The following is a 26,760-nucleotide window of genomic DNA, read 5'->3' as shown; positions in this document are numbered from 1 at the left end:
GAATTCACTATGCCCAAGCTGTCACGGTATTGCAATACCAGGGTTGCCCGCAGCGCGGCCCGGTGCAGCGCAGCATTTCACACGCTCATCAATCCATAGCAATGCATGCGCGCGGGGCAGGCGTTGCAGCGGTTTGCGCAGATGTGTGTCAGGGCGAAAAACCTGGTGACCCTGTCGGCAAAAGGGCCTGGCTTTCAGCGCCAGGCAGCACGCATCCGGTTGCGCAGGTCGATCACCGCGCTCGGCGGCGGCACCGCCGGCGCTCGCTCCGGCGGTGGCGGCCAGGTCTGCTGGTCGAAGCCCGCAAGGTCGGCATCGGCGATGAAGCGCGTGCGGTTGGCATACAGGTGCCGGTCGCCCCGCGCCGCCTGCTGCGTGATGTAGAAGCGCTGCGGCACCAGCAGGTGCAGATGGTCGCGCGCCCGGGTCATGGCCACGTAGAGCAGACGGCGTTCTTCTTCCAGCTCTTGCGCGCCCTGCGCCACGTCGGCCGGCATGCAGCCGTCGACCACGTTGAGCACATGCACCGAATTCCATTCCTGCCCCTTGGCCGAATGGATGGTCGAAAGAATCAGGTAGTCGTCGTCGAGCAGCGGCGGGCCCGGCCGGTCGCTGGTGGCCTCGGGCGGGTCGAGCGTGAGCTCGGTCAGAAAGCGTTCGCGCGAGCCGTAACCGGCGGCCAGCCGCGCGAGCTGCTCGACGTCGGCGCGGCGCACGCCGGAGGTGTCCTCGTACAGGCGCTCCAGGTGGGGCTGGTACCAGTTCATGGCCACTTCCACATCGGCCGGCCACTTGAGCGAGGGCGCGCGCAAGGCGGCGTAGGCCTGCGCAAATTCCGCCCATTGCGTGCGCGCGGCCGACGGCGGCATGAAGTCGCGCACCGCCGCGGCCGGGTCGGCCGCCTGATCCATGGCGTCGAGCAGCCGCGCGCCCGTGGCCGGGCCGATGCCCGGAATGAGCTGCGTCACCCGAAAGCCCGCCATGCGCCCGCGCGGGTTCTGCGCAAAGCGCAGCACCGCAAGCAGGTCTTTCACATGCGAGGCTTCCAGAAACTTGAGCCCGCCGAACTTCACGAACGGAATGTTGCGCCGCGCCAGCTCCAGCTCAAGCCCCGCGCTGTGCGACGAGGTGCGAAACAGCACCGCCTGCGACTTCAGCGCCAGCCCGCCCTCGCGGTGCGCCAGCACCTTGTCGGCCACCCAGCGCGCCTGCGCCGCGTCGTCGGCCACCAGCACCAGTTGCGGCTTGCCGGCCGAGGGCTTGTCGGTCCACAGCGTCTTGGCGTGCCGCTCGGCGGCCTGCGCAATCACGCGGTTCGACACGTCCAGGATGGGCTGCGTCGAGCGGTAGTTGCGCTCCAGCGTGACCACGCGCGCCGCCTGCGTGAACTGCGTCGGAAAGTCGAGGATGTTGCGCACCGTGGCGCCGCGGAACGAATAGATCGACTGCGCGTCGTCCCCCACCACCGTCACGCCGCGCCCGTCGGGCTTGAGCGCCAGAAGAATTGAGGCCTGCAGCCGGTTGGTGTCCTGGTATTCGTCGATCAGCACATGGTCGAAGCGCGCACCGATGTGCGCGGCCAGCGCGGGCTCGGCGGCCATCTCGGCCCAGTAGAGCAGCAGGTCGTCGTAGTCGAGCACTTTCTGCTGCTGCTTGGCCTCGACATAGGCCCCGAACAGCTTCTTGAGTTCGGCCTCCCATTCCGCGCACCAGGGAAAGGCTTCGCTCAGCACCTGCCCCAGCGGCGCGCGCGTGTTCACGCAGCGCGAATAGATCGACAGGCAGGTGCCCTTGCGCGGAAAGCGGTTCACGGTGGACGACAGACCCAGCTCGTGGCGCGCGAGCCCCATCAGGTCTTCGGCGTCGCCGCGGTCGTGGATGGTGAAGTTTTCGTCGAGCCCGATCTGCGGGGCGTACTCGCGCAGCAGCCGCGCGCCGATGCCGTGGAAGGTACCCGCCCAGGGCAGCACGGGCGGTGCCTCCGATTGCAGCCCGAGCACCTTGGCCAGCACCTGGCCGGCGCGCCGCCCCATTTCCTGCGCGGCCCGGCGCGAGAAGGTCAGCAACAGCAGGCGCTGCGGATCGACGCCGCCCGCAATGAGGTGCGCCACGCGGTGCGCCAGCGTGCTGGTCTTGCCCGAGCCGGCGCCGGCAATGACGAGCAGCGGACGGTCGTCGCGCGCGGTGGCTGCGCCGGCACCGCCGCTGTCGCCGACAGCCGCGACCACGCCATGTTCTACCGCCGCGCGCTGCGCGTCGTTGAGCGTGGCCAGCGCGGCGGCCAGGCGCTCTGACTGAGCGGAAGGGGTCGCGGGCGCGGCGGCAAAGGCAAGGGGCGCAGGGGTCTGCATGGCGACCGACTTTACTGTATGTCCGTCCAGCTCGGCCACCGTGCTGCCATGTGGCCGGTGACATAATCGCGCCTCGCTGCAACCAGAGATTCTTCCCATGGAAACTGCCCCGTCTCGGCAGCTTTCAACTCCCTTTCGCTGACACGATTTCTTGACGCGATGTTTCGCGCACGTCGGGCCCGGGAATTGAAAGCGCCCCCCTCCCTCGCCCAACGTTCCAGTCATACCCGGGAGTGAGCCCATGCTCAACATCTTCACGCTTGCCAACGGCCGCCTCGTTCAGGAAGAGATCGAGGCGCTCGAAGAGCTCTCCAAGTTCCAGCCGATCTGGGTCGACCTGGAGTCGCCCACGCTCGAAGAAAAGCGCTGGATCAAGCAGTACTACGGCCTGTCGATTCCCGAAGACGCGATGGACGAAGACATCGAGGAGTCGGCCCGCTTCTATGAAGAAGACAACGGCGAACTGCACATCCGCTCCGACTTCTTGATCGACGACGACGAAGACCCGCGCACCGTGCGCGTGGCCTTCATCCTCAACCAGCACAACACCGACCTGCGCAGCCGCGGCGTGCTGTTCTCGATACACGACGAAGACGTGCCCGTGTTCCGCCTGCTGCGCATGCGCGCGCGCCGCGCGCCGGGTCTGATCGAAGACGCCAAGGAAGTGCTGCTGAAGCTGTTCGACGCCGACGCCGAATACTCCGCCGACACGCTGGAGAATATCTACGACGAGCTCGAAGTGGCCGGCAAGAAGGTGCTGTCGGGCAACGTCACCGACGAGCTGGCCGGCGAGGTGCTGGGCCTCATTGCGCGCCAAGAAGACTTGAACGGCCGCATCCGCCGCAACGTGATGGACACGCGCCGCGCCGTGAGCTTCATGATGCGCAGCAAGATGCTCAATGCAGAGCAGTTCGAAGAGGCGCGGCAAATCTTGCGCGACATCGAATCGCTGGACAACCACACGGCCTTTCTGTTCGACAAGATCAACTTTTTGATGGACGCGACCGTCGGTTTCATCAACATCAACCAGAACAAGACCATCAAGATTTTCTCGGTGGCCAGCGTGGCGCTGCTGCCGCCCACGCTGATTGCCAGCATCTACGGCATGAACTTCAAGTTCATGCCAGAGCTCGACTGGTCGATGGGCTACCCCTACGCCCTGGTGCTGATGGCGGCCAGCGCGCTGGGGCCGATGTGGTACTTCCGCCGGCGCGGCTGGCTCAAGTAACACCCAAGCCGGGGCATTGCCTTCGGCTCTTGCCCCGGTGCTAGAGTGGCCCGCAGCCCAGCGCTGACCGGAGGCCCTCGTGCGCAGACTTCGCTTTCTCACCAACCGCCATCGCGCGCCGTCCACCAACACCGCGCTCGGCCTGCTGCTCGCCTTCAATGCCGGCGCGGTGAATGCGGGCGGGTTCCTCGTGCTGCACATGTACACCTCGCACATGACCGGCTTCGCCTCGCAGCTGGCGGACGGCATGGTGCTGGGCAACGCCACGTTGCTGCTGAACGCGCTGGGCGCGATCCTCGCGTTCGTGAGTGGCGCCGCGGTCTGCGCCGTGCTCGTGAACTGGGGGCGGCAGCACCGCATGCACGGCGTGTACGCCCTGCCGCTGGTGCTCGAAGCGGCGTTGATGTTTCCGTTCGGGCTCATGGGCGCCATCACGCTGACCTGGGCCACGCCGTTCGCGGTGCCGCTCACCGTGCTGCTGCTGTCCTTCATCATGGGCCTGCAGAACGCGGTGGCTTCCAAGACCTCGCGCGGCAGCATCCGCACCACCCACATGACCGGCAACATCACCGACATGGGCATCGAGATCGGCAAGATGCTCTATTGGAACGGCCGCGACAAGGCCACGCCGCTGGCGGTGCGCCACGACCCTGCCCGCATGCGCCGCGCGGTCGGGCTCGTCGGCATGTTCGTGCTTGGCGGGGCGATGGGGGCGCTGGGCTTCAAGTACGTCGGCTTCATCTGCGTGGTGCCGCTGGCGGCGCTGCTGCTGGCGCTGTCGATCCCGCCGCTGCTGCGCGACATTCCGCGCTGGCACCTGCCCTCTTCGTCCTAGCTCAACCGACTGCCGGCAGCGTGGCCAGCCAGGCGCCAACCAGCGCCAGGCTGTAGCGGCTCGCCACCACGGCAACGAAGCGTGCGAAGTCGCCACGCGCCGCGTCGTCGGCGCGGTCGGAAATCGTGCGCATCGCGGCAAAGGGCACGGCGTAGTCGTGGCACACCTGCGCCACCGCCGCGCCTTCCATCTCGACCGCGAGCGCGTCGGGCAGTTCACGCTGCAGCGTTGCGCTCTCCGCCGTGGTCGACACGAAGCGGTCGCCGCTCACCAGCAGGCCGCGGTGCACCCTGGGCGCCGACAGGCCGAACTCGTCGACGCCCGCCTGACCGATCAGCGCCACCGGGTCGCGCAGCACATCGCTCACCATGGCCGCCAGCGCGTCGGACAAGGCAGGGTCCGCCGCGAAGCGCGACAGGCCCATCAACGGCACCTCGTGCTTTGCAAAGAGCGGGGACGCGTCCATGTCGTGCTGCAGCAGCTCGGTGGCCACCACCACGTCGCCCACGTTCACGCCCGGCGCAAGCCCGCCCGCAACGCCGGTGAACACGATGGCCCGCACGCCGAAGCGTTCGAGCAGCACCGTGGCCGTGACCGCCGCCGCCACCTTGCCGATGCGCGACAGCACCGCAACCACCGGCTGGTCATGCAGATGCCCCACCCAGAAGTCGCGCCCCGCGACGCGCACGCGCTGCTCGTCGGGCATCTGCGCAAGCAGTGCGGCCAACTCTTCGTGCATGGCCGCGACGATGGCGACAGGCTTCATGAAAAATTACTTGAGATCCACACCGTAGAAAGTATGACGGCCGAACGGGCTCAGCTTGAAGTCGACCACCTCCTTGCGCACCGGCTTCAGCTGCACCGCATGCGCGATGGTGAACCACGGCGCCTGCTCCTTGAAGATGACCTGTGCCTTCTTGTAGAGCGCATCGCGGTCGGCCTGCTTGGTCGTGCTCTTGGCCTTCACCACAAGGTCTTCATACGGCTGGTAGCAGAACTTGGACACGTTGCTGCCGCTGGCCGACTTGGCCGACGCGCAACCGAGCAGCGTGTAGAGAAAGTTGTCCGGGTCGCCGTTGTCGCCGGTCCAGCCCATCATGCCCATCTGGTGCTCGCCGGCCTGCAGTCGCTTGCGGTACTCGCCCCATTCGAAGCTCTTGATCTCCGCCTTCACGTTGATCTTGGCCAGGTCGGCCTGCATCAGCTCGGCGATGCGCTTGGCGTTCGGGTTGTACGGGCGCTGCACGGGCATGGCCCACAGGTCGGTGGAGAAGCCGTCGGGAAAGCCGGCCTGCGCCAGCAGCTTCTTGGCGGCTTCGGGGTCGTACGGGTCGTCCTTCACCGCATCGTTGTAGGACCACATGCTCGGCGGAATCGGGTTCTTCGCGGCCACGCCGGTGGACAGGTACACGCCGTCGATGATGGCCTTCTTGTTGATTGCCATGCTCACCGCCTTGCGCACGCGCACATCGTCGAACGGCTTCTTGGTGGTGTTGAACGACAGGTAGCCCACGTTGAGACCGGGCTGCTCCAGCACCTGCACGTTCGGGTCCTTGCGAATCGCGTCGAGGTCGGCCGGGTTGGGGTACGGCATGACGTGGCACTCGCCCTTCTGCAGCTTGGCCCAGCGCACCGACGCATCGGGCGTGATGGCGAACACCAGGTCGTCGATCTTCGCCTTGCCGCCCCAGTACTGCGGGAAGGCCTTGAAGCGGATGATGGCGTCCTTCTGGTACTGCACCAGGTAGAACGGGCCGGTGCCGATCGGGTCCTGGTCGACCTTCTCGGGCGTGCCGGCCTTCAGCATGGCAATCGCGTATTCCTTCGACTGGATGCCCGCGTACTGCATGGCCAGGTTCGCGAGGAACGGCGCCTCGGGCTGGTTGAGCACGATCTTCACCGTGTAGTCGTCGATGCGGTCGACCGTCTTCAACAGCTTGGGCATTCCCATGTCGTTGAAGTACGAGTGGTTCTGGCTCGTCACCTTGAAGAAGGGGTCACTCTCCTTCCACTGGCGCTCGAGCATGAAGATGAAGTCATCGGCGTTGAAGTCACGCGTGGGCTTGAAGCTCTTGCTGGTGCTGTGCCACTTCACGCCCTTGCGCAGGTGGAAGGTGTAGACCGTGCCGTCGGCGGAAATGTCCCACTTCTCGGCCAGGCCCGGCGTGACCTTGGTGCCGCCGCGCTCGAACTCCACGATGGTGTTGTAGACCTGCGTGGTCACGTCGAACGACGTGCCGGTGGTGTTCATGCCGGGGTAGAAGTTCTCCGGGCTGCCTTCGGAGCAATACACGAGCGTCTTGGCTGACACGGCACCGGCGGTAAGAGCGAAGGCTGCGGGCAGAAGCAGCAGCGAGGCGAGGCGATGGACTTGCATGAGGATCTCCTTGATTCACGGCAATGGGACAACGGAAAAATCATCTCGTCGTCCGTTCGGACTGGGCTTGTCGAAGTCGGTGTGCAGACTTCGACAAGCTCAGTCCGAACGGTTGGGGGGCGGTCCGCACTGCGGGCTGGCTGGAAGGTGTCGGGGCGTACGGAACTCATTGCGAAATCTGCTCTGCGTAGTGGCAGGCCACCAGCCGCTCGTCGAGCGCGCGCAGCAACGGCCGCTCCTGGCTGCAGCGCGGCTGCACATGCGGGCAGCGCGTGCTGAACACGCAGCCCGTGGGCGGGCTCAGCGGCGAAGGCAGCTCGCCCTTGAGCACGATGCGCCGGCTGCTGAGCCCCGGCGTTGACGCCAGCAGCGCCTGCGTGTACGGATGCAGCGGCCGCGCGAAGATGCGCGACTTGGCGCCCTGCTCCACCGCGTGGCCGAGGTACATCACGAGCACGTCGTGCGCAATGTGGCGCACCACGCCCAGGTCGTGCGAGATGAAGAGGTAGGCCAGGCCCAGCTCGGCCTGCAGGTCGGCCAGCAGGTTCAGCACCTGCGCCTGAATCGACACGTCGAGCGCCGACACCGGCTCGTCGGCCACCAGCAGGCGCGGCGACAGCATCAGCGCGCGCGCAATGGCAATGCGCTGGCGCTGCCCGCCGGAGAACATGTGCGGATAGCGGTTGGCGTGCTCGGGCCGCAGGCCCACGCGCGCGAGCATGTCGCGCGCCCTGGCGACTCGCTCCTGCTTGCCCAGCGTGGTGTTGATGGCCAGCGGGTCTTCGAGCACGGTCGAGATCTTCTTGCGCGGGTTCAGCGAACCGTACGGGTTCTGGAACACCAGCTGCACGGCCTGGCGCAGCTCGCGCTTGCGTTCGGGCGGCGGGCTCACCGCATCGGCGCCCACCAGCGTGAGCTGGCCTGCGGTGGGCTTCTCGATCAGCGCGACCATGCGCGCCAGCGTCGACTTGCCGCAGCCCGATTCGCCCACCACCGCCAGCGTGCGTCCGCGCTCGATGCGAAACGAGATGTCGCCCACGGCCCGCAACTGCGCGGGTGCGCGGAACAGGCCACGACGGATGTCGTAGGTGCGCTGCAGATGGGTCGCCTCGACGACCACTTCATTCGTTGTCTCGTTCAATGTGTCGCTCGCTGCGTCGCGCGACACCTCGCGGGTTGCGCCGCTCATGGCAGCACCTCGGCCGCCTGTTGCCGCGGCGGGTCTTGCGCAATGGCCGCCAGCCGCCCCGGCTCGCCCAGCGGAAAGTGGCAGCGCACCTCGGCACCCGGCAGCTCGCGCAGCGCGGGCCGCACGTTGCACGCACGCTCGGTGACGTAGCCGCAGCGCGGCGCAAACAGGCAGCCCGCGGGCCGGTCGTGTACGCCGGGCACCACGCCGCTGATGGTGGCCAGCCGGCCTTCGGGCGCGGCGCGTTCGGGCAGTGCCGCGAGCAGCGCCTCGGTGTAAGGATGGCGCGGCTCCGCAAAGAGCCGGTCGACGCGCTGGTGTTCCATCACCTGGCCCGCGTACATCACGGCGATGCGCTGCGCCATTTCGCTCACCACGCCCATGTTGTGCGTGATGAGCACCAGCGCCATGCCGCGCTCCTTCTGCAGGTCGCGCAGCAGGTCGAGAATTTGCGCCTGAATGGTCACGTCGAGCGCGGTGGTCGGCTCGTCGGCAATCAAGAGGCGCGGGTTGCAGGCGATGGCCATGGCGATCATCACGCGCTGGTTCATGCCGCCCGACAGCTGGTGCGGGTAGCTGCCCAGGCGCGACGACGCGGCCGGAATGCCCACCTGCTCCAGCAGCTCGGTCGCGCGCTTCTTGGCCTCGCGCTTGTCAAGCTTCAGGTGCAGCCGCAGCGTTTCCATCAGTTGAAAGCCGATGGTGAAGCAGGGGTTGAGGCTGGTGGTCGGGTCCTGGAAGATCATGGCGACCTCCTTGCCGACCAGCGCGCGGCGCGCCTTGTCGGAGATGCCGAGCAGCTCCTTGCCGGCAAAGCGCATGTGCTCCGCGCGCACCCGGCCCGGAAAGCCGACGAGGCCCATCAGCGCCATCATCGTCACGCTCTTGCCCGAGCCCGATTCGCCGACGATGCCAAGCACCTCGCCCTCTTCGAGCGTGAGGCTCACGCCATCGACTGCATGCAGCACGCCGCCTTGCGTAGGAAACTCGACGTGCAGGTCTTTGATGTCCAGCAAAGGCATCTGTTCTTTCCTTTGCGTCAGCGCTTGAGCTTGGGGTCGAGCGCGTCGCGCAAGCCATCGCCCAGCAGGTTGAACGCCAGCACCGCCGCAAGAATCGCCAGGCCCGGAAAGGTCACGACCCACCAGGCGCGCAGCACGAACTCGCGCGCGTCGGCCAGCATGGTCCCCCACTCCGGCGACGGCGGCTGCGCGCCCAGGCCAATGAAGCCGAGCGCGGCCGCATCGAGGATGGCGGTGGAAATGCCGAGCGAGGCCTGCACGATCAGCGGCGCGGCGCAGTTGGGCAGCACCTCGCTGAACATGAGACGCAGCGTGCCCGCGCCGCTCACGCGCGCCGCGGTCACGTAGTCGCGCGAGACCTCGGCGATGACGGCGGCGCGCGTGATGCGCACGTAGTGCGGCAGCACCACGATGGCCACCGCGAGCATGGCGTTGACCAGCCCCGGCCCGAGGATCGCGACGATCACGATGGCCAGCAGCAGGCTCGGCATCGTGAGCACGATGTCCATGAACCGCATGATCGCGATCTCCAGCACGCCGCGGAAGAACCCAGCGACCAGCCCCAGCACCACACCCACCACAACCGACAGCGCCACCACCGCGACGCCGATCGACAGCGACAGCCGGGCGCCGTACATCAGCCGCGAAAGAATGTCGCGCCCGATGGCATCGGTGCCCAGCAGGAAGCTGGCCGAGCCGCCCTGCTGCCAGGCCGGCGGCAGCAGGAACACGGCGCTGTTGGTCTCGTTGGGCGCGTGCGGAGCGATCCACGGCGCGAACAGCGCCACCAGCAGCAGCAACACGATGGTGAACAGCCCGATGACCGCGCCCCGGTTGGCGCTGAATGCGGTCCAGAACTCGCGCCAGGGGCCCGGGGGCGCGCCGTGTTTGACGGCATGTTTTGCAGCGTCGGAGGGGTGCGATGTCGTGGCCATTGCGTCAGCGCCGGATGCGCGGGTTGATGAGGCCGTAGGCCACGTCCACCAGCAGGTTGACCGTCATCACCAGCCCGCCCAGCAGCAGCATGCCGCCCTGCAGCACCGGATAGTCACGCCGCCCGATGGCCTCGATGAGCCACTTGCCCACGCCGGGCCAGGAGAAGATGGTCTCGGTGAGGATGGCGCCCGTGAACAGCACGCCCACCTGCAGCCCGATGACGGTGACCACCGGAATCAGCGCGTTGCGCAGCGCATGCAGCCCCACCACGCGCAGCTGCGACAGGCCCTTGGCGCGCGCGGTGCGAATGTAGTCTTCGCCGAGCACTTCGAGCATCGCCGAGCGCGTCATGCGCGCAATGACCGCCAGCGGCACGGTGCCCAGCACGATGGCCGGCAAAATCAAATGGTGCAGCGCCGACCAGAAGGCGGCGGTGTCGCCCGCGCGCAGCGTGTCGATGAGCAGGAAGCCGGTCTCGGGCTCGATGAAGTACTGCACCGAAATGCGCCCCGACACCGGCGTCCAGCCCAGCTGCACCGAGAAGAACAGGATCAACAGCAGGCCCCACCAGAAGATCGGCATCGAGTAGCCGGTGAGCGACGTGGCCATCACGCCGTGGTCGAAGATGGAGTTGCGCCGCACCGCCGCCAATATGCCGGCCGGCAGCCCCAGCAGCAGCGCAAAAAGAATGGCGCAGGCGGCAAGCTCCACGGTGGCCGGAAAGAGCGCCAGAAACTCGCTCATCACCGTGTCCTGCGTGATGATCGACTTGCCCAGATCGCCGTGCAGCACGCGGCCGATGTAGATGCCGTACTGCACGATCACCGGCTTGTCGAAGCCGTAGACCGCGCGCAGTTCGGCGTGCCGCGCGGGGTCGATGCCGCGCTCGCCGGCCATCGTCTCGATGGGGTCGCCCGGCACCAACCGGATGAGAAAAAACGCGAGCAGCGTCATGCCGATGAATGTCGGCACCAACAGGCTCAAACGGGTCAGGAGGAATCGCAGCATCGACCCGCGAATATGCAAGATCGATGCCGTGCGCCCACCCGGGCCGAACCCTTACTTTTTGGTGTCGCGCAACTCGCGGCGAAGGATCTTGCCGACCGGCGTCTTCGGCATGTCGGTACGAAACTCTACGATTCGCGGCTGCTTGTAACCCGTAAGGTTTGCTCTGCAGAATTCGCGCACCTGCGCTTCAGTGAGGGAGGGGTCTTTCTTTACGATCACGAGCTTCACGGCTTCGCCGGTCTTCTCGTCGACCACGCCCACCGCCGCGCATTCGAGCACGCCCGGAATCAGTGCCACCACGTCTTCGATCTCGTTCGGGTACACGTTGAAGCCCGACACCAGAATCATGTCCTTCTTGCGGTCGACCACCTTGAAGTAGCCGCGCTCGTCGACCACGCCGATGTCGCCGCTCTTGAAGTAGCCGTCGCTCGTCATGACCTTGGCGGTCTCGTCGGGGCGCTGCCAGTAGCCGGCCATCACCTGCGGGCCCTTGATGGCAATTTCACCGCGCTCGCCCATGGGCACTTCGTGGCCTTCGTCGTCGATCAGCTTGAGCCAGGTGTTGGGCAGCGGCAGGCCGATGGTGCCGGTGTAGGCCGTGCTGTCGGTCGGGTTGCAGGTGGTGGAAGGCGAGGTTTCCGACAGGCCGTAGCCCTCGCAGATCGAGCAGCCGGTCTTCTCGAGCCAGAGCTTGGCCACCGCGCCCTGCACGGCCATGCCACCGCCCACGGAGATCTTCAGGTTCTTCCAGTTGACGGTGTTGAAGTCGGGGTGGTTCGCCAGCCCGTTGAACAGCGTGTTGACGGCCGGAAAGCTGTGGATGGTGTGCTTGGACAGCTCCTTCAGCACGCCAGGAATGTCGCGCGGATTGGGGATCAGGATCAGCTTGCCGCCTGTGCGCATGTTCAGCATCATGCCGACCGTGAACGCGAAGATGTGATACAGCGGCAGCGCGCACACGCTGGTGGGCTGCTCGCTGGCCGGCACCTTGTTCATGGCCGGCTCGTTCCAGGCCTCGGACTGCAGCACGTTGGCAATCACGTTGCGATGCAGCAGCACCGCCCCCTTCGACACGCCGGTGGTGCCGCCGGTGTACTGCAGCACGGCCACGTCGTCGGGGCCGATGGCCACGGGCTTGAGCGAAGCGCTCGCGCCCTTGTCGAGCGCATCATTGAAACGCACCGCGCCCGGCAGGCTGAAGTGCGGCACCAGCTTCTTGACGTTGCGCACGACGTAATTGACGATCGCGCCCTTCAGAAAGCCGAGGCGGTCGCCCACCGAAGCCAGCACGATGTGCTTGATCGGCGTGGCCGCAATGCACTGCTGCAGCGTGGTGCCGAAGTTCTCCATGATGACGATCGCCTTGGCGCCCGAGTCCTTGAGCTGGTGCTCGAGTTCGCGCGGCGTGTACAGCGGGTTCACGTTCACCAGGATCAGGCCCGCGCGCAGAATGGCCGCCACGGCAATCGGGTACTGCGGGCAGTTGGGCATCATGGCTGCCACGCGGTCGCCCTTGGCCAGGCCCAGGCCCTGCAGGTAGGCCGCGAACGACTTGCTCTGCCTGTCGGTCTCGGCGTAGCTGATGTCCTTGCCCATGAAGCTGTAGGCCGTGCGGTCGGCGTACTTCTTGAAGCTCTCTTCCATGAGCGCCACCAGCGAGGGGTACTGCGAGGCATCGATATCTGCGGGCACACCTTGCGGGTAGCTGCTCAGCCAGGGACGGTCGGTCATTGGGGTTGTCTCCTCCGGGGTCGGACAGTTGAAAACGAAAACGGCGCACGAAGTGGCGCCGCGAAGACTCGCCCGCGTGGCGGGCGTGGACCTTCGGCCTATTCGATGGCCTTGCCCATATCTTCCACTACTTTTTTAGCATCGCCAAAGACCATCATGGTCTTGTCCATGTAGAACAGTTCGTTGTCCAAACCGGCATAACCGGCCGCCATGGAGCGCTTGTTCACGATGACGGTCTTGGCCTTGTAGGCCTCCAGAATGGGCATGCCGTAGATCGGGCTGCCCTTGGTGTGCGCCGCAGGATTCACCACGTCGTTGGCGCCCAGGATGATCGCCACGTCGACCTGGCCGAACTCGCCGTTGATGTCTTCCATCTCGAACACCTGGTCGTACGGCACCTCGGCCTCGGCCAGCAGCACGTTCATGTGGCCGGGCATGCGGCCCGCCACCGGGTGAATGGCGTACTTCACGATGATGCCCTTCTCGGTGAGCTTGGCGGCCAGCTCCTTCACCGCGTGCTGCGCGCGGGCCACGGCCAGGCCGTAGCCCGGCACGATGACCACCGTCTCGGCATTGCCGAGCACGAAGGCCGCGTCGTCGGCGCTGCCGGTCTTCACCGGGCGCTGCTCTTTCGCGGCACCGCCGGCCGTGACCGCCTCGCCGCCGAAGCCGCCCAGAATCACGTTGAAGAACGAGCGGTTCATGGCCTTGCACATGATGTAGCTCAGGATCGCGCCCGAGCTGCCCACCAGCGAACCGGCCACGATCAGCATCGCGTTGTTCAGGCTGAAGCCGATGCCCGCGGCCGCCCAGCCCGAGTAGCTGTTGAGCATCGACACCACCACCGGCATGTCGGCGCCGCCGATCGGAATGATGATGAGCACGCCCATCACGAAGGCCAGCGCCAGCATCGCGAAAAATGCCGTCCAGCTCTCGGTGGCAACGAACAGCAGGCCCAGCGCCAAGGTCAAGAGGCCGAGCACCAGGTTGAGCATGTGCTGGCCCTTGAACTGCACCGGCGCGCCCTGGAACAGGCGGAACTTGTACTTGCCGGAGAGCTTGCCGAAGGCAATGACCGAGCCGCTGAAGGTGACCGCGCCAATGGCCGCGCCCAGGAACAGCTCGAGCCGGTTGCCGTACGGAATGGCGTAGCGCACGAAGCCGTCCAGCAGCACGGCGCCGTCCGGCGTGTTGGCGCCGATGAGCGCAGCCACGGGCGCGGCGGTGATGCCGAAGGCCCATGGCTCGGCCACCGCGGCCACGCCGATGAACACCGCCGCCAGGCCGATCATGCTGTGCATGAACGCCACCAGCTCGGGCATCTTGGTCATCTCGACCTTGTTGGCCATGAAGGCACCCAGGCCGCCACCAATCACCACGGCCGCCAGCACGTAGCCGATGCCGGCACCGAAGTCGACGTTCAGCGAACGGGCCTGGCCGTGGATGAGCGCGATGGTCGTCAGCACGGCAATGGCCATGCCGGACATGCCGAAGACGTTGCCGCGGATCGAGGTGGTGGGATGACTCAGGCCCTTCAGGGCCTGGATGAAGCAGACGCTGGCCACCAGGTACAGCAGCGTGACGAGGTTCATGCTCACTTGATGGCTCCTTCTTCTGCCTTGGCAGCGCCCGGAGCGGCCTTCTTCTCTTTCTTCTTGAACATCTCCAGCATCCGGCGCGTGACCAGGAAGCCGCCGAACACGTTCACTGCCGCCAGCGCCACGGCCAGCACGCCCATGGTCTTGCCCAGCGGCGTGGTGGTGAGCGCGGCCGCGAGCATGGCGCCCACGATCACGATGGCGGAGATGGCGTTGGTCACCGCCATCAGCGGCGTGTGCAGCGCGGGCGTGACGGTCCACACCACGTGGTAGCCCACGTAGATGGCCAGCACGAAGATGATCAGGTTGATGACTGTGTGGGAAACGGGATCCATGGCTTTTCTCTCCTCGCTTATTTCTTGGTGACCTGGCCGTCCTGCGTCATGCGGCAGGCGGCGACGATGTCGTCCTCGAGGTCGATCTTCAGCGCGCCCTCCTTGGTGACGATCAGCTTGAGAAAGTCGAGCACGTTGCGCGCGTACAGCGCGGACGCATCAGCGGCCACCAGCGCGGCAAGGTTGGTCTCGCCGACGATGGTCACGCCGTGCTTGACCACCGTCTTGTCGGCTTCGGAGATCGGGCAGTTGCCGCCAATGCCATCAGGGCCCTTGCCGGCGGCAATGTCGACGATCACCGAGCCCGGCTTCATGGCCTTGACCATGTCCTCGGTGATGAGCGTGGGCGCGGCGCGTCCGGGAATGAGCGCGGTGCTGATGACGATGTCGGCCAGCGCCACGCGCTTGGCCACTTCGACCTGCTGGCGCGCCAGCCAGCTGGCGGGCATCGGCTTGGCGTAGCCACCGACACCGACGGCGGCTTCCTTTTCTTCGTCGGTGTCGTAGGACACCTCGATGAACTTGCCGCCCAGCGACTCGATCTGCTCCTTCACGCTGGGCCGCACGTCGGAGGCCTCGATGACCGCGCCCAGGCGCTTGGCCGTGGCAATCGCCTGCAGGCCCGCCACGCCCACGCCCAGAATGACGACGCGCGCGGCCTTCACCGTGCCGGCCGCGGTCATGAGCATGGGAAAGAATCGCTGGTACTTGTCCGCCGCGATCATCACGGCCTTGTAGCCGGCAATGTTGGCCTGCGAGCTGAGCACGTCCATGCTCTGGGCCCTTGTGGTGCGCGGCGCGGCTTCCAAGGCGAAGCCGGTGACGCCGGCGGCGGCCAGGCGCTGCAGGCCGGCTGCGTCGAACGGGTTGAGCATGCCGATGACCACGGCGCCGGGCTTGAGCAGCGCTGCTTCGGCGTCGGTGGGTGTGCGCACCTTCAGCACCATGTCCGCGGACAGCGCGCCGGCCTGGTCCGTGATTTCCGCGCCTGCTGCCTGGTAGGCGGCATCGGTGACGCTGGCGGCAATGCCGGCCCCTGCCTGTACACGCACCGCATGCCCGGAAGCGATCAATTTCTTGACTGTCTCGGGTGTAACGGCCACTCGGGTTTCGCCAGCCAGTGTCTCGGCAGGCACGCCTATCAGCATAGAGATCTCCTCAGAGCAAGGGGGGCACACGGAACGCGCGCAGAGCTTACAGCAAGATTACAGCCGCTCGCTGTCGCCCGGAGGTCGTGCCTTATCGCACCGTCAACGCCCATGAGTGTTGATTACATTGCTATTTAATTAATAGCAATATCGGCATTTTCGACGCCTGAGAATGGCAGCACCGTGCCTCGTCTACCCCGCCAGCAGGCGCGCGCCTGCGAAGTAGCCTTCCGCATTACAGCGCGCAACGCCCCGGACGCAATCCGTATGCAACTGTAGCCAATTGTTGTGAGCGTTGTTTTAAATTCGTGATTTGCGTGCATTAGTTGCAAACTCGAAAAATTGGCTCGTCGCAGATAGATACACTTCGGCCAAATCGCCAGTTCACAGAGACTGTCGAAGGAGGAAGAAGGGGATGAAATGCGCATTGCTGTACTCGATGACAGCCCGGATCAGCTCACGCTGATCCATCACAGCATGGTGGGACTCGGACACGAGTGCCACCTCTACAAGGAAGGAAAAGCACTGCTGCACGCCTTGCGCCGGCAGACGTTCGACTTCCTGATTCTTGATTGGAACCTGCCCGACATGCCGGGTCCAAAAGTGGTGAAAACACTGCGAATCGACCTCAAGAACCGGCTTCCTATTCTTTTTGTGACCGATCGGCACAACGAGGCCGATATCGTCGCGGGCCTGAACGCTGGCGCCGACGACTTCATGACAAGGCCGCTGCGCCCCGGCGAACTCGAAGCCCGCGTCAATGCCCTGCTGCGCCGCGCGTATCCGTCGCGCGACGAGCTGGAACTGGTCTTCGGGCCCTATCACTTCTACCCGCCCTCGCGGGTGCTGAAGATGCGGGGCGTCCAGGTCGAGCTGAAGAACCGCGAGTACGAACTCGCCCTGTTCCTGTTCCAGAACCTCGGGCGCCTGCTGTCGCGGGGCCATCTGCACGAAGCCGTGTGGGGCCTGGGCATCGAGGCGCTGTCGCGCTCGCTAGACACGCATATCTCGCGCCTGCGCACCAAGCTGGACCTGCGCCCGGCCAACGGCTTCCTGCTGCTGGCGGTCTACGGCCTCGGCTACCGGCTGGAAGCCCTCGATGAAGAGGTGTTGCCGAGGTTGATGGCACGTTAGCCACACACCGGCAAGGCAGCCCAAGGCGGCAAAACGCCAACAGTCGGGGAATCTCTCGTGCGCTGCGGGCTCCAACGCTGCCAAAGGAACAAGAGACACATGAAATCCATGATCCGGCTGCTGCTCGCCGCCACGCTGCTCTGGAGCTGGCTCAGCCCGGCTGCCGCCCAGGACGTCGAGGCCAGCGACATCGTGCGCGGTGGCATGCAGGCCCTGCAGATGGTGGACACCGACCGCGCCGGCGAACTCTGGGACGGCGCGACGCCCGCCACGCGCAAGCGGATGCCGCGTGCCGATTTCACCGGCCAGATCGCCAAGAGCCGAGCCCCGCTGGGCGCCCCGAAAATGCGCACCTGGGTCGCGGTGAACCGGCAGGTTGTGACGGACACCGATGGCGACACGGCCGGCCAGTACGTCAGCGTGGAATATGAAACCCGTTTCGCAAGCAAGCCTGACGGCACGCTGCGCGAGCTCGTGAGCTTTCACCTCGACCGCGACCGCGTCTGGCGCTTCAGCGGCTATGTGCTGAGATAAAACAACGTCCATGGCAACACTGCGCTGGAAACCCAACGTCACCGTCGCGGCGGTGATCGAACGCAACGGCCGCTTCCTGCTGGTCGAAGAACAGGCGGGCGACGGCCTGCGGCTGAACACGCCGGCAGGGCACCTCGACCCGGGCGAATCCCCGGCCGAAGGCTGCGCGCGCGAAACACTCGAAGAAACCGCCCACCATTTCACGCCGACGGCGCTCGTCGGCGTCTACATGGCGCGTGCCCGGCCGGTGGCCGAGCAGGGCGAAGACATCACCTACATGCGCTTCGCCTTCAGCGGCACGCTGGGCGCCTTCGAAGAGGGCCGCGCGCTGGACGTCGGCATCGTGCGCACCCTGTGGATGACGGTGGAAGAAATTCGCGCCAGCGTGGCGCGGCATCGCAGCCCGCTGCTGCTGCAGTGCATAGAGGACCACCTCGCGGGCAAGCGCTACCCACTGGAGATCGTCCAGGTCGACGAATCGGTTCGCTCGGCGCCTTCAATCAGATGACGTCGGATGACGTCGGATGACGTCAGACGATGACGCCGCCGCCCAGGCAGCGTTCACCGTCGTACAGCACGGCCGATTGCCCCGGCGTGACGGCCCACTGCGGCGCGCTGAAACGCAGGCTGAATGCGGCCGGCGCGCCAGCCTCGGCCACACCCTCCTCCACGGCATCATCCATGTCGCAAGCCGCATCCGCCTGCCGATAGCGCGCCTTCGCGCCATAGCTTCCGGCCAACGGCGCATCGCCCGACACCCAGCTCGCGCCGTCCGCCTTCAGCGCCGACGACAGCAGCCACGGATGGTCGTGCCCTTGCACCACCCAGAGCGTGTTCGTCTCGATGTCCTTGCGCGCCACGAACCAGGGCGAATGGTCGCCCGAGCCGCGCTGCGCACCCTTCTCCTTCACGCCGCCGATGCCCAGCCCCTGCCGCTGCCCCAGCGTGTAGAAGCTCAGCCCCTGGTGCTCGCCCAGCCTGCGGCCACGGTCGTCCTTGATGGGGCCCGGCTCCTTGGAGATGTAGCGGTTCAAAAAGTCGCGGAACGGCCGCTCGCCAATGAAGCAGATGCCGGTCGAGTCTTTCTTCTTCGCGTTGGGCAGGCCGATTTCTTCCGCGATGCGGCGCACCTCGGTCTTGTGCAGCTCGCCCACGGGGAACAGCGTCTTCGACAGCTGCGCCTGGTTCAGGCGGTGCAGAAAGTAGCTCTGGTCTTTCGATGCGTCGAGCCCCTTCAGCAGTTCGTGCCTGCCGGTGGCCTCGTTCAGCCGCACGCGCGCGTAGTGCCCGGTGGCGATCTTCTCGGCGCCCAGCCGCATGGCGTGGTCGAGGAAGGCCTTGAACTTGATCTCGGCGTTGCACAGCACGTCGGGGTTGGGCGTGCGGCCGGCCTTGTACTCGCGCAGGAACTCGGCGAACACGCGGTCCTTGTAGTCGGCCGCGAAGTTGACGTGCTCGATCTCGATGCCCAGCACGTCGGCCACGCTGGCGGCGTCCACGAAGTCGATGTTCGACGAGCAGTACTCGCTGTCGTCGTCGTCTTCCCAGTTCTTCATGAAGATGCCGACCACCTCATGCCCCTGCTGCTTGAGCAGGTGCGCCGTCACCGCGGAGTCCACCCCGCCGCTCAGTCCCACCACGATCCGTTGCTTTGCCATAAGTGCGCCATTGTCCCAGCCCTTGGCTAGGGGCCCGCGGCGTGTGGGAAATCGGGAAAACCCGTGTCCCCGGCTTGTCAGCGCCCGCCCCACGGCGCGAAGGGCCAACGCTACAGTGCCGCTGGAAGGCGGCGCAGACCCGCGCACGCGATTCGCAACAACAGCACAGCGGAGACAAGACGCATGGCCACCCCCTCCCCCACCCAAGCCTTCCAAGCCTTCCAGCCCATCCAGCCCGGCGACAGCACGCCCTGGACGCACAACTACCCAAGCGGCATGCGCTGGGACGCCGAGCTGCCCGTCAAGCCGGTGCAGCAGATGCTCGACGAGGCCGTCGCGCGCTGGCCCGACCACTCCGCCGTCGAGTTCATGGGCCAGTCGCTTACTTACCGCCAGCTCGGCGCTGCGGTCGAGCGCGCCGCCAAGGGCCTGCAGGACCTGGGCGTGAAGCCCGGCGTGCACGTGGGCCTGTACCTGCCCAACACGCCGCACTACCCGATCGCCTTCTTCGCGGTGCTCAAGGCCGGCGGCACGGTGGTGAACTATTCGCCGCTCGACGCCGAGCGCGTGTTGGCCCACAAGATCGAGGACAGCCGCACCGACATCCTCGTCACGCTCGACCTCGTCAACCTCTACCCGCTGATGGCGCGCCTGCTCGACCACTCGCGCCTGAAGACGCTGGTGGTGGGCAGCATCGGCGACTACGGCGCCATGGGCGAGAAAGTGCAGGCGCAGCTGCAAGCCGCCGGACAGGTTGCGCCCGTGCCCACCGACGCGCGCCACGTGCGCTTCACCGACCTGCTCAAGACCGAAGGCACGCACCAGACCTACCCGATCGGCGACCTGGCCGAAGAGGTGGTGGTGCTGCAGTACACCGGCGGCACCACCGGCCTGCCCAAGGGCGCGATGCTCACGCACGCCAACCTCTCGTCGGCCAGTGCGCAGTACTACGAGTCGACGCGCGGCGAACCGCCGATTCTCGAAGAGGGCAAGGAGCGCTTTCTGGTCGTGCTGCCGCTGTTCCACATCTTCGCGCTCAGCGCGGCCATGCTGCTGGGCGTGCGCCTGGGTGCGGCGCTGGTGCTGCACACGCGCTTCGACGTCGACGCGGTGATGAACGAGCTGGCGGCCAGCAGGATCAGCGTGTTCCCCGGCGTGCCCACGATGTACATGGCCATCCTGTCGCACCCCAAGGCCAGGGAGATGGACCTGCGCTCGCTGAAGTTCTGCGGCTCGGGCGGCGCGCCGCTGCCGGTGGAGGTGGAACAGCGCTTCTTCGAGCTCACCGGCTGCCACCTCAACGAAGGCTGGGGCATGACCGAGACCTCGCCCGTGGGCACCTTCACGCCTGCGCGCGGCGTCCGCAAGGCCGGCTCGTGTGGCATGCCGCTGCCGCAGGTGCGCATCAAGCTCGTGAGCCTGGACGACCCGACGCAAGACGTCACCACCTTCGGCGAGCCGGGCGAACTTTGCATTCGCGGGCCGAACGTGATGAAGGGCTATTGGAACAACCCGAAGGCCACGGCCGAATCGATGACCGCCGACGGCTATTTCCGCAGCGGCGACGTCGCGAAGATGGACGCCGACGGCTACCTCTACATCGTCGACCGCACCAAGGACATGCTGCTGTGCGGCGGCTACAACGTGTACCCGCGCGTGCTGGAAGAAGCGGTGTACGAGCACCCCGCCGTGGCCGAGGTGTGCGTGATCGGCATTCCCGACGACTACCGCGGCCAGTCGCCCAAGGCCTTCGTGAAGCTCAAGGAAGGCGCGGGCGAACTCACGCTCGACGCGCTCAAGAGCTTCCTGAAGGACAAGCTGGGCAAGCACGAGATGATCGGCGCGCTGGAGATTCGCGCCGAGCTGCCCAAGACGGCGGTGGGCAAGCTCTCGAAGAAGGACCTTGTGGACGAGGAAGCCCGCAAGCGGGCCTGAACTTCTGAGCGCCGGCTACTTCGCCGTCTGCCCGAACACGCCGGCCAGCAGCTCGTAGGAGCGCAGCCGCGCGGCGTGGTCGAACACCTGCGAGGTGATCATGAGTTCGTCGGCGCCGGTGCGCGCCACGAACGCTTCCACGCCCTTCTTCACCGTGTCGACCGAGCCCACGGCGGAGCACGACAGCACCGAGTCGAGCAGCGCGTTCTCCGCCGGCCCGACCTTCTGGCGGTAGTTTTCCACCGGCGGCGGCAGGCGCCCCGGGCGGCCGCTGCGCAGGTTCACGAAGGCCTGCTGCCACGAGGTGGCGCGGAAGTCGGCCTCGGCGTCGGTGTCGGCCGCGAACACGTTGAAGCCCAGCATCACGTGCGGCTTCTTCAACTGCGCCGACGGCTTGAAGGTCTCGCGGTAGATCTGAATGGCCTGCATGAGCTGCTGAGGCGCAAAGTGCGAGGCAAAGGCGTAGGGCAGCCCCAGGTGCGCCGCGAGCTGCGCACCGAAGGTGCTGCTGCCCAGAATCCACAACGGCACTTCGAGCCCCTCGCCGGGCACCGCGCGCACGGCCTGCTGCGGGTCTTTCGACATGAAGTCCATCAGCTCCATCACGTCCTGCGGGAACTGGTCGGAGTCGGACTCCAGGTTGCGCCGCAAGGCCCGCGCGGTGCGCTGGTCGGAGCCGGGCGCGCGGCCCAGGCCAAGGTCGACGCGCCCCGGGTACAGCGACGCCAGCGTGCCGAACTGCTCGGCAATCACCAGCGGCGAATGGTTCGGCAGCATCACGCCGCCGGCACCGATGCGAATGGTGGAGGTGCCCGCTCCCACGTAAGACAGCAGCACGGCCGTGGCCGCGCTCGCAATGCCCGGCATGCCGTGGTGCTCGGCCAGCCAGTAGCGCGTGTAGCCGTGCTTTTCGCCGTGCTGCGCAAGCGAGAGCGAGTTGCGGAACGACTGCGCGGCGTCGCTGCCCTCGGTGATCGGGGAAAGGTCGAGGATCGATAACGGAATCATGGCGCGATCATGGCGCGAACCGCCCAACGGCGTGGCCGGAGGGGCTATTCGGTTTGGTATAGCGTGCTCACCGTCGCGAAGTCGCGGCCGTTCTGCTCCACGTTCACCTGAAACGGCACGCTTTCGCCCGGCGCGATGGCCGGCAGGTTGTCCACCAGCTTGAAGCCGGTGAGTTGCCCGTTGCGGTCGCGCAGGCTCACCCACAAACGCACCTTGCCGACGATGCCGGTGCCCGGGTTCTTCACGCTGCCCGTGACCTCCACGCTCTTGTAGGTGAAGCGCTGGCTGAAGTTCAGCAGCACGCTGCCGGTCTCGGCCCTGGTGCCGGTCACCTTCACCTCCATCGGCTTGCGCGGACCCGGCAGCGCGGCGCGGCGCATCGGCTTCCACTCGATGCGGGTCGAGGTGAAACGCTCCATGTCCTCCGGCTCCAGGAAGATGGGAAAGCGCTCGCCGGGGTACAGGTACGCCAGGCCGGTGATGTTGGTGGTGCCGTGCGCCTTGCTGCCGCTGTAGCGAGAGATCACGCCGCCGGGCGCGAGCACCACCGCGTCGGTGCTGCGGTTCACCAGCTCGCCGAGGAACAGCCGCTGCTGGATGTTGTTGCGCCCGTCGACCAGCGGCAGCAGTTCGAGCTGCTTGTCGTCGAAGCGCTCGCTGTCGTCGGCCAGCAGGTCGTCGGTGCCCAGGCGCAGGTCGGGGTTGAAGCTTTCCGGGCCGCCCGCGGTGCGAACCACGCGGTCGGTGCTGAGCACCGGCGCGCGCCCGCCCGAGGCTTCCACCGTGCTGTAGCCGATGCGGTAGTCCCACGCCGCGATGGCCGCGGCACGGCCGAAGCGCGCAATGCTCACGTCCACCGACGTGCGTGCGCCGGGCGCAAGCTCGTTGGCCTGGCCGTAGCCGTGGCCGAAGCCGATGACCTGGCCTGCGTCGTCATACAGCGTCACCAGCACCTCGATGCCGCCCAGCACGGTGGCGTCCTTGCGGTCGTTCATGACGCGGCCCACCAGCCGCACCCGCTCGCCCTGCTGCACGAGCCGCGCGCGCGCCAGCGTCATGCGCGGGCCCTGCACCGCGTTGTAGGGCTCGCTGAGCTTTTGCACGCGCAGCTCCTGGCGCGTGACGTTCTTGCCGCTGGGCATGTCGATGAGCGCGGGCGCGCTCTCGCCGGGCTGCAGCACGCCGATGGGCAGCGTCTCGCTGCGCTCGTCCAGCCGGTTGTCGCCGTCGTAGTACACGGCGCGGATGCTGGCGCGCGACAGCGCCTTGCCGGTGTCGTTGCGCGCCACCACCAGCAGCTTGGGCTGGGCCGAACTGCCGCTGCCCACCAGCACCTGGCGCGGCTCGCCCAGCTTCACGCCATCGGTGGGAATGGTGCGGTCGACCACGGCGGCCACCATGGAGCGCGGTGCACCAGACGCATCGGACGCATCCGACACGTGGCGCGATGCAAGGAACACCTCGACCGCGCGCCCCACCAGCACCACGCCCAGCACCACGATCACGCCGATACTGATCTTGCGCAGCATCAGCTTCTGCCTGAGCGCCGCCTCGGCCGCGAGCTGCCGGCCCGCCTCGTTCTTCACCTGGTCGAGCACGCGCTCGAGCCGGTCGGACACGTTGTCTTCCACCAGCGTGACCGAGCCGCAGTGCTTGCAGGTGTATTCGTTCAGGCCGGTGCGCTGGAGCACGCTGCTGCCGCATTCGCCGCACTTGAGTGTCTGTAGATCGATGGTCATGCGGTGCTGCTTACCAACCAAATGCGTCGGCAATGTCTGCCGCCGCGCCAGCGCTGCCCAGCAGCGGCGCGAGGCGCTCGACCAGGCGCGCGCGGTGCACCGGGGCCACCTCGCACTCGTCCTCGTCGATGAAGATGTCGTCGCCTGCCTCCTCCCACACCTGGCCGATGGTGCCCAGGCACGCGGCCATCTGCAGAATGTCGGTGAACAGCGGCTCGTCTTCCTGCCAGGCGCCCGCGCCGTGCATCGCGAACTGAATCGCGCCGGTGCGCAGGTCGAAGATGAACGGGTCGGCGCCCTGGTCGGCCACCACCAGCCAGTGGTCGGGCCAGTCGGTCAGCCGCTCGCCGGTGATGCCCTGCCAGCGGTAACCGGCCTGCAGCTGCCACAGGCGCGAGAGCGGCGGAATGCTGAACGAATTGCCGGTGGTCGGCACCGTGAGGCCCGAATGGCCAACGCGCTCGTTGACCCATTCGCCCAGCGGGCCGACCTGTTCGTAGAAGTCGGCGATGGCGGCCGGCAGCGCGATGTCGCCGCGCCAGTGTTCGGCGCCCGTCTGCGGGGCCAGCGTGCCATGCGGGGCCAGGGCCGCGCGGGCCTGTTCGATCGATACCAAGGTGTTTTCTCCGTGTTCAGGGAATGCGGGCGGCCGGCAATGCTTTACCGAATGCTTTGTGCAAAACGGTGACGTCGCCGGGCGCTTCTTCGCGCGGGCCGTGCAGGCCATGCGTGGCGTACATGCCGTGCATGCCGCGCATGTCAGTGGGGCCGCAAGCGGTGGACGCTACCACCGGCACGCCGGCGGCTGCCAGGCCTGCACGCTCACGCGGCGGGGCCTCGCTTGCGCCATTGGCCAAGGTCGGCTTCGATGCGCTCGTCGATGTTGCCGCTCCAGTGCGCGCCAAAGCCGGCCGCGCGCAGCAGCTCGACGATGCGGTGGCCCACGGCCACGGTGTTGGCCTCGCGCTGGTCGATGTCGGGGATCATCCCGCCGCTGAAGGCCAGGTGCAGGCGGCCGGTGCGCACCGCCGTGTCGAGGTCTTGCGAGTGATAGAAGCAGCAGCCGCGAACGCCCGAGGCTTGCCGGCCCGCGGCGCGCCAGTGCTCGCGCACGTCGTCGTGGCCGTCGGCGAGCGTGTTGCCCGCGCGGTGCAGCGCAATGATTTTTTCGCCGCGCAATTGCACGAACACCGCGTCGAGGCGGTCGTACTCGGTGTGCGCGGGCCAGGTGGCTTCTTGGGCGCGCTTGGCGGCACAGGCCTGCGCGGCCTCTTCCTTCACCCAGGCCCGGTCTTCGGCGCTGAGTTCGTCCGGGTCGAGGTACTCGTCGGTGATCATCCATTCGACATCGGCGTCGGGATGAAAGCCGCTCCACACCAGATCGTGGATGCGTCCGCGCGTGTCTTCGGGGTCGAGAGTGAGGGCCATGCGTGTTGGGTTGCCGCGGGGAGCGGCGACGAATCATGCTTTCTTGTTGCGAGCGGGAGCGCCTCGGTATTTTCGCCCACCGCACCCGCATGGCGCAGCAATGCAAAAGCATTAGGTCCTGTGGCCGCCCCCTCCGTCCGGCGCCATCATGAAGGATGCGCCATGGCAAGGCAATGCGCCGTTCGGCGAAGGCGCCCAGGCCGTGGGGGCCGCGGACCGCTCCGGGCTGGTGCCGCTTGCCGATTGCTTTTGGCGTTGCGCCAGTGGCTATGCTCGGCGGCTCTTCATGCCGCAGCGACATACCTCCATCGACCTCATCGCGGACCCGCAAGGCCTGCACGTGCAGGAACAGCTGCCCACCGAATGGACCAGCGATGCCCCGCCAGCGACCGAGCGCGTGTCGCGCTCCGTGACCGATTGGGCCGGCTGGCTGGTGGCGCTGGCGGTGCTGGTGTTCATGGCGGTGTTCGGCTTTCAGGCCATCACCTGGGCGCTGGCCGGCGGCTGGCAGTGGCTCTGGCTGGGCGTCGGCGTGCCGATGTTCGCGGTCTTCTCGGTGCTGGGGGTGGTGTTCGTCGTGACCACGTTGCGCGAACGCCGCCGCGTGCGCGTGGCGCTGGAGAACCTGTCGCTGGAGCGCGGGGAAGGCTTCCGCGTGGGGGCACCGCTCGACCTGCGGCTGCGGGCGTCGGTGCCCGCCGCGAGCGAAGGCGAGCGCTCAGTGGCGCCCGAGCGCATCGCCGTGCGGCTGATGCGCCGCCGCATGCGTCGCGACGCCGATGGCGGCGCGTCGCTGGTGGACGAGTGCCGCGACGAAGCCATCGCACCGTGCGACGACACGCGCACGGACCGGCTGGTCTATGCCTGCACGTTGAGCGCGGATGCGGACACTGACGACACCGCTCCGGCGCAGTGGTTCGTCACGCTGCACGACATGACCCTGCACAACGAGCAAGCCCCGCCCTTCCTCACGGCCGGGCTGAGCCTGCTGCGGTGAGCGAGCCCACGCAAAAAGGCCGGGCCATGCATTGCATGGCCCGGCCTTTTGTTTTCTCTGAAGACAGAGAGAGCGAGGCTTACAGCGGCAGCGCGTCGCCGTGAGCGGCAGCGCGGGCTGCGGCGCGCACGGTGGCACGGTCCACCGAGCTGGCGACCAGCGGTGCGACACCGTTGGAAGCGCCTTCGGCATACGGGTCGGCGGTGTGGGCAGCGGCCACGGCTTCAGCGCGGACAGCCGCACGGCTGAGCGTCGACACCATCACCGGGGCCGGGCCGGAGTTGGCACCGGTGGCGTAGGGGTTGGCGCTGTGCGCGGCCACCACGGCCTGGCTGGCGACGTCGGCGCGGCTGGCGCCCGAGGTGAGCGGGTGCACGCCGTTGTAGGTTTCGGCGTGGGCGCCACCGGCAGCGGCGAGCAGGGCGATGGCAACGGCGGAGAGGAGCTTGGAGGCGGTCATTTGATTTGTCCTTTTTTGTTCGGTCAGTTCTTGCACTTGGATGATGTCGAACCGGTCTTGGGTGGGTCACCGTCCCTCCGGGGGGCGGCCACCTCGCTCGGGGCCCTGT

25 protein-coding genes are annotated in these 26,760 nt (G+C 66.9%); 7 read left to right on the top strand and 18 right to left on the bottom strand.

What is annotated here, in order from left to right:
• Window positions 1–194: 194 nt before the first annotated feature.
• A complete protein-coding gene (locus VLK31_RS22695) occupies window positions 195–2,351 on the bottom strand; it encodes an ATP-dependent helicase (RefSeq protein ID WP_409170708.1) in 2,157 nt (718 codons plus the stop codon).
• 241 nt (window positions 2,352–2,592) lie between these two features.
• On the opposite strand from VLK31_RS22695, the gene corA reads away from it, so the two are divergent.
• Both corA and VLK31_RS22685 read left to right on the top strand, forming a co-directional pair.
• On the top strand, window positions 2,593–3,579 hold the full coding sequence (corA, locus tag VLK31_RS22690; RefSeq protein ID WP_409170707.1) for a magnesium/cobalt transporter CorA: 987 nt from the start codon (window positions 2,593–2,595) through the stop codon (window positions 3,577–3,579).
• A gap of 79 nt (window positions 3,580–3,658) precedes the next feature.
• The gene (locus VLK31_RS22685; RefSeq protein ID WP_409170706.1) at window positions 3,659–4,414 is read left to right on the top strand and encodes a YoaK family protein; all 756 of its coding nucleotides are present in this window, start codon (window positions 3,659–3,661) and stop codon (window positions 4,412–4,414) included.
• A 1-nt stretch (window position 4,415) separates the two neighbouring features.
• Here VLK31_RS22685 and VLK31_RS22680 read toward each other — a convergent pair whose 3' ends face one another.
• The 10 genes from VLK31_RS22680 to VLK31_RS22635 all read right to left on the bottom strand — a co-directional run bounded on the left by VLK31_RS22680 (window position 4,416) and on the right by VLK31_RS22635 (window position 15,758).
• Window positions 4,416–5,180: a 5'-methylthioadenosine/adenosylhomocysteine nucleosidase gene (locus VLK31_RS22680; protein WP_409170705.1), complete on the bottom strand. Its 765-nt coding sequence runs from the start codon at window positions 5,178–5,180 to the stop codon at window positions 4,416–4,418.
• Between the two features lie 6 nt (window positions 5,181–5,186).
• Window positions 5,187–6,791 (bottom strand): ABC transporter substrate-binding protein, encoded by a 1,605-nt coding sequence (locus tag VLK31_RS22675; protein WP_409170704.1) that lies wholly within the window; start codon window positions 6,789–6,791, stop codon window positions 5,187–5,189.
• A 166-nt stretch (window positions 6,792–6,957) separates the two neighbouring features.
• Entirely contained in the window at window positions 6,958–7,980 is a 1,023-nt protein-coding gene (locus tag VLK31_RS22670) for a dipeptide ABC transporter ATP-binding protein (RefSeq protein WP_409170703.1), read from the bottom strand.
• Window positions 7,977–9,002: an ABC transporter ATP-binding protein gene (locus VLK31_RS22665; protein WP_409170702.1), complete on the bottom strand. Its 1,026-nt coding sequence runs from the start codon at window positions 9,000–9,002 to the stop codon at window positions 7,977–7,979. The genes VLK31_RS22670 and VLK31_RS22665 overlap by 4 nt, the downstream gene beginning before the upstream one ends.
• A 17-nt stretch (window positions 9,003–9,019) precedes the next feature.
• Window positions 9,020–9,937, bottom strand: coding sequence for an ABC transporter permease subunit (locus VLK31_RS22660; RefSeq protein WP_409170701.1), 918 nt, complete (start codon window positions 9,935–9,937; stop codon window positions 9,020–9,022).
• Window positions 9,938–9,941: 4 nt separating this feature from the next.
• Window positions 9,942–10,946, bottom strand: a complete 1,005-nt coding sequence (locus VLK31_RS22655) for an ABC transporter permease subunit (protein ID WP_409170700.1) — start codon at window positions 10,944–10,946, stop codon at window positions 9,942–9,944.
• 51 nt (window positions 10,947–10,997) lie between these two features.
• Window positions 10,998–12,677, bottom strand: a complete 1,680-nt coding sequence (locus VLK31_RS22650; protein WP_409170699.1) for a long-chain-fatty-acid--CoA ligase — start codon at window positions 12,675–12,677, stop codon at window positions 10,998–11,000.
• Window positions 12,678–12,775: 98 nt separating this feature from the next.
• Window positions 12,776–14,275, bottom strand: coding sequence for an NAD(P)(+) transhydrogenase (Re/Si-specific) subunit beta (locus tag VLK31_RS22645; RefSeq protein WP_409170698.1), 1,500 nt, complete (start codon window positions 14,273–14,275; stop codon window positions 12,776–12,778).
• Window positions 14,272–14,610: an NAD(P) transhydrogenase subunit alpha gene (locus VLK31_RS22640; RefSeq protein ID WP_409170697.1), complete on the bottom strand. Its 339-nt coding sequence runs from the start codon at window positions 14,608–14,610 to the stop codon at window positions 14,272–14,274. Before VLK31_RS22640 ends, VLK31_RS22645 begins: the two co-directional genes overlap by 4 nt.
• A 17-nt stretch (window positions 14,611–14,627) precedes the next feature.
• Window positions 14,628–15,758 carry a Re/Si-specific NAD(P)(+) transhydrogenase subunit alpha gene (locus VLK31_RS22635; protein WP_409170696.1) on the bottom strand — a complete coding sequence of 377 codons (1,131 nt, stop codon included), beginning with the start codon at window positions 15,756–15,758 and terminating at the stop codon, window positions 14,628–14,630.
• A gap of 420 nt (window positions 15,759–16,178) precedes the next feature.
• Here VLK31_RS22635 and VLK31_RS22630 point away from each other — a divergent pair, with 420 nt between their 5' ends.
• The 3 genes from VLK31_RS22630 (at window position 16,179) to VLK31_RS22620 (ending at window position 17,934) form a co-directional block, all read left to right on the top strand.
• Window positions 16,179–16,892 carry a response regulator transcription factor gene (locus VLK31_RS22630; protein WP_409170695.1) on the top strand — a complete coding sequence of 238 codons (714 nt, stop codon included), beginning with the start codon at window positions 16,179–16,181 and terminating at the stop codon, window positions 16,890–16,892.
• 99 nt (window positions 16,893–16,991) lie between these two features.
• Window positions 16,992–17,426 carry a DUF4019 domain-containing protein gene (locus VLK31_RS22625; protein ID WP_409170694.1) on the top strand — a complete coding sequence of 145 codons (435 nt, stop codon included), beginning with the start codon at window positions 16,992–16,994 and terminating at the stop codon, window positions 17,424–17,426.
• Window positions 17,427–17,436: 10 nt separating this feature from the next.
• Entirely contained in the window at window positions 17,437–17,934 is a 498-nt protein-coding gene (locus VLK31_RS22620; protein ID WP_409170693.1) for an NUDIX hydrolase, read from the top strand.
• A 22-nt stretch (window positions 17,935–17,956) separates the two neighbouring features.
• On the opposite strand, the gene mnmA is transcribed toward VLK31_RS22620, so the two are convergent.
• On the bottom strand, window positions 17,957–19,084 hold the full coding sequence (gene mnmA, locus VLK31_RS22615) for a tRNA 2-thiouridine(34) synthase MnmA (protein WP_409170692.1): 1,128 nt from the start codon (window positions 19,082–19,084) through the stop codon (window positions 17,957–17,959).
• A gap of 183 nt (window positions 19,085–19,267) precedes the next feature.
• Here mnmA and VLK31_RS22610 point away from each other — a divergent pair, with 183 nt between their 5' ends.
• Window positions 19,268–21,019, top strand: coding sequence for a long-chain-fatty-acid--CoA ligase (locus VLK31_RS22610; RefSeq protein ID WP_409170691.1), 1,752 nt, complete (start codon window positions 19,268–19,270; stop codon window positions 21,017–21,019).
• A 15-nt stretch (window positions 21,020–21,034) separates the two neighbouring features.
• On the opposite strand, the gene VLK31_RS22605 is transcribed toward VLK31_RS22610, so the two are convergent.
• The 5 genes from VLK31_RS22605 to VLK31_RS22585 all read right to left on the bottom strand — a co-directional run bounded on the left by VLK31_RS22605 (window position 21,035) and on the right by VLK31_RS22585 (window position 25,194).
• Complete coding sequence (locus VLK31_RS22605; RefSeq protein WP_409170690.1) at window positions 21,035–22,027, bottom strand: LLM class flavin-dependent oxidoreductase; 993 nt, start codon at window positions 22,025–22,027, stop codon at window positions 21,035–21,037.
• Window positions 22,028–22,071: 44 nt separating this feature from the next.
• Window positions 22,072–23,766, bottom strand: coding sequence for an FxLYD domain-containing protein (locus tag VLK31_RS22600; protein WP_409170689.1), 1,695 nt, complete (start codon window positions 23,764–23,766; stop codon window positions 22,072–22,074).
• 10 nt (window positions 23,767–23,776) lie between these two features.
• On the bottom strand, window positions 23,777–24,382 hold the full coding sequence (locus VLK31_RS22595) for a hypothetical protein (protein WP_409170688.1): 606 nt from the start codon (window positions 24,380–24,382) through the stop codon (window positions 23,777–23,779).
• A 16-nt stretch (window positions 24,383–24,398) separates the two neighbouring features.
• Window positions 24,399–24,524, bottom strand: a complete 126-nt coding sequence (locus VLK31_RS22590; RefSeq protein WP_409170687.1) for a hypothetical protein — start codon at window positions 24,522–24,524, stop codon at window positions 24,399–24,401.
• 64 nt (window positions 24,525–24,588) lie between these two features.
• Window positions 24,589–25,194: a DUF6891 domain-containing protein gene (locus tag VLK31_RS22585; RefSeq protein WP_409170686.1), complete on the bottom strand. Its 606-nt coding sequence runs from the start codon at window positions 25,192–25,194 to the stop codon at window positions 24,589–24,591.
• A gap of 286 nt (window positions 25,195–25,480) precedes the next feature.
• Here VLK31_RS22585 and VLK31_RS22580 point away from each other — a divergent pair, with 286 nt between their 5' ends.
• Window positions 25,481–26,191 (top strand): hypothetical protein, encoded by a 711-nt coding sequence (locus VLK31_RS22580; protein ID WP_409170685.1) that lies wholly within the window; start codon window positions 25,481–25,483, stop codon window positions 26,189–26,191.
• 79 nt (window positions 26,192–26,270) lie between these two features.
• On the opposite strand, the gene VLK31_RS22575 is transcribed toward VLK31_RS22580, so the two are convergent.
• The gene (locus tag VLK31_RS22575; RefSeq protein WP_409170684.1) at window positions 26,271–26,651 is read right to left on the bottom strand and encodes a helicase SNF2; all 381 of its coding nucleotides are present in this window, start codon (window positions 26,649–26,651) and stop codon (window positions 26,271–26,273) included.
• Between the last annotated feature and the right edge of the window lie 109 nt (window positions 26,652–26,760).

It is taken from the genome of Variovorax sp. H27-G14 (assembly GCF_046156345.1).
In the GTDB taxonomy this organism is placed as follows: Bacteria; Pseudomonadota; Gammaproteobacteria; order Burkholderiales; family Burkholderiaceae_C; genus Variovorax.
Note: the sequence above shows the minus strand (reverse complement) of the source record. Positions and strands in the feature narration are given on the sequence as shown.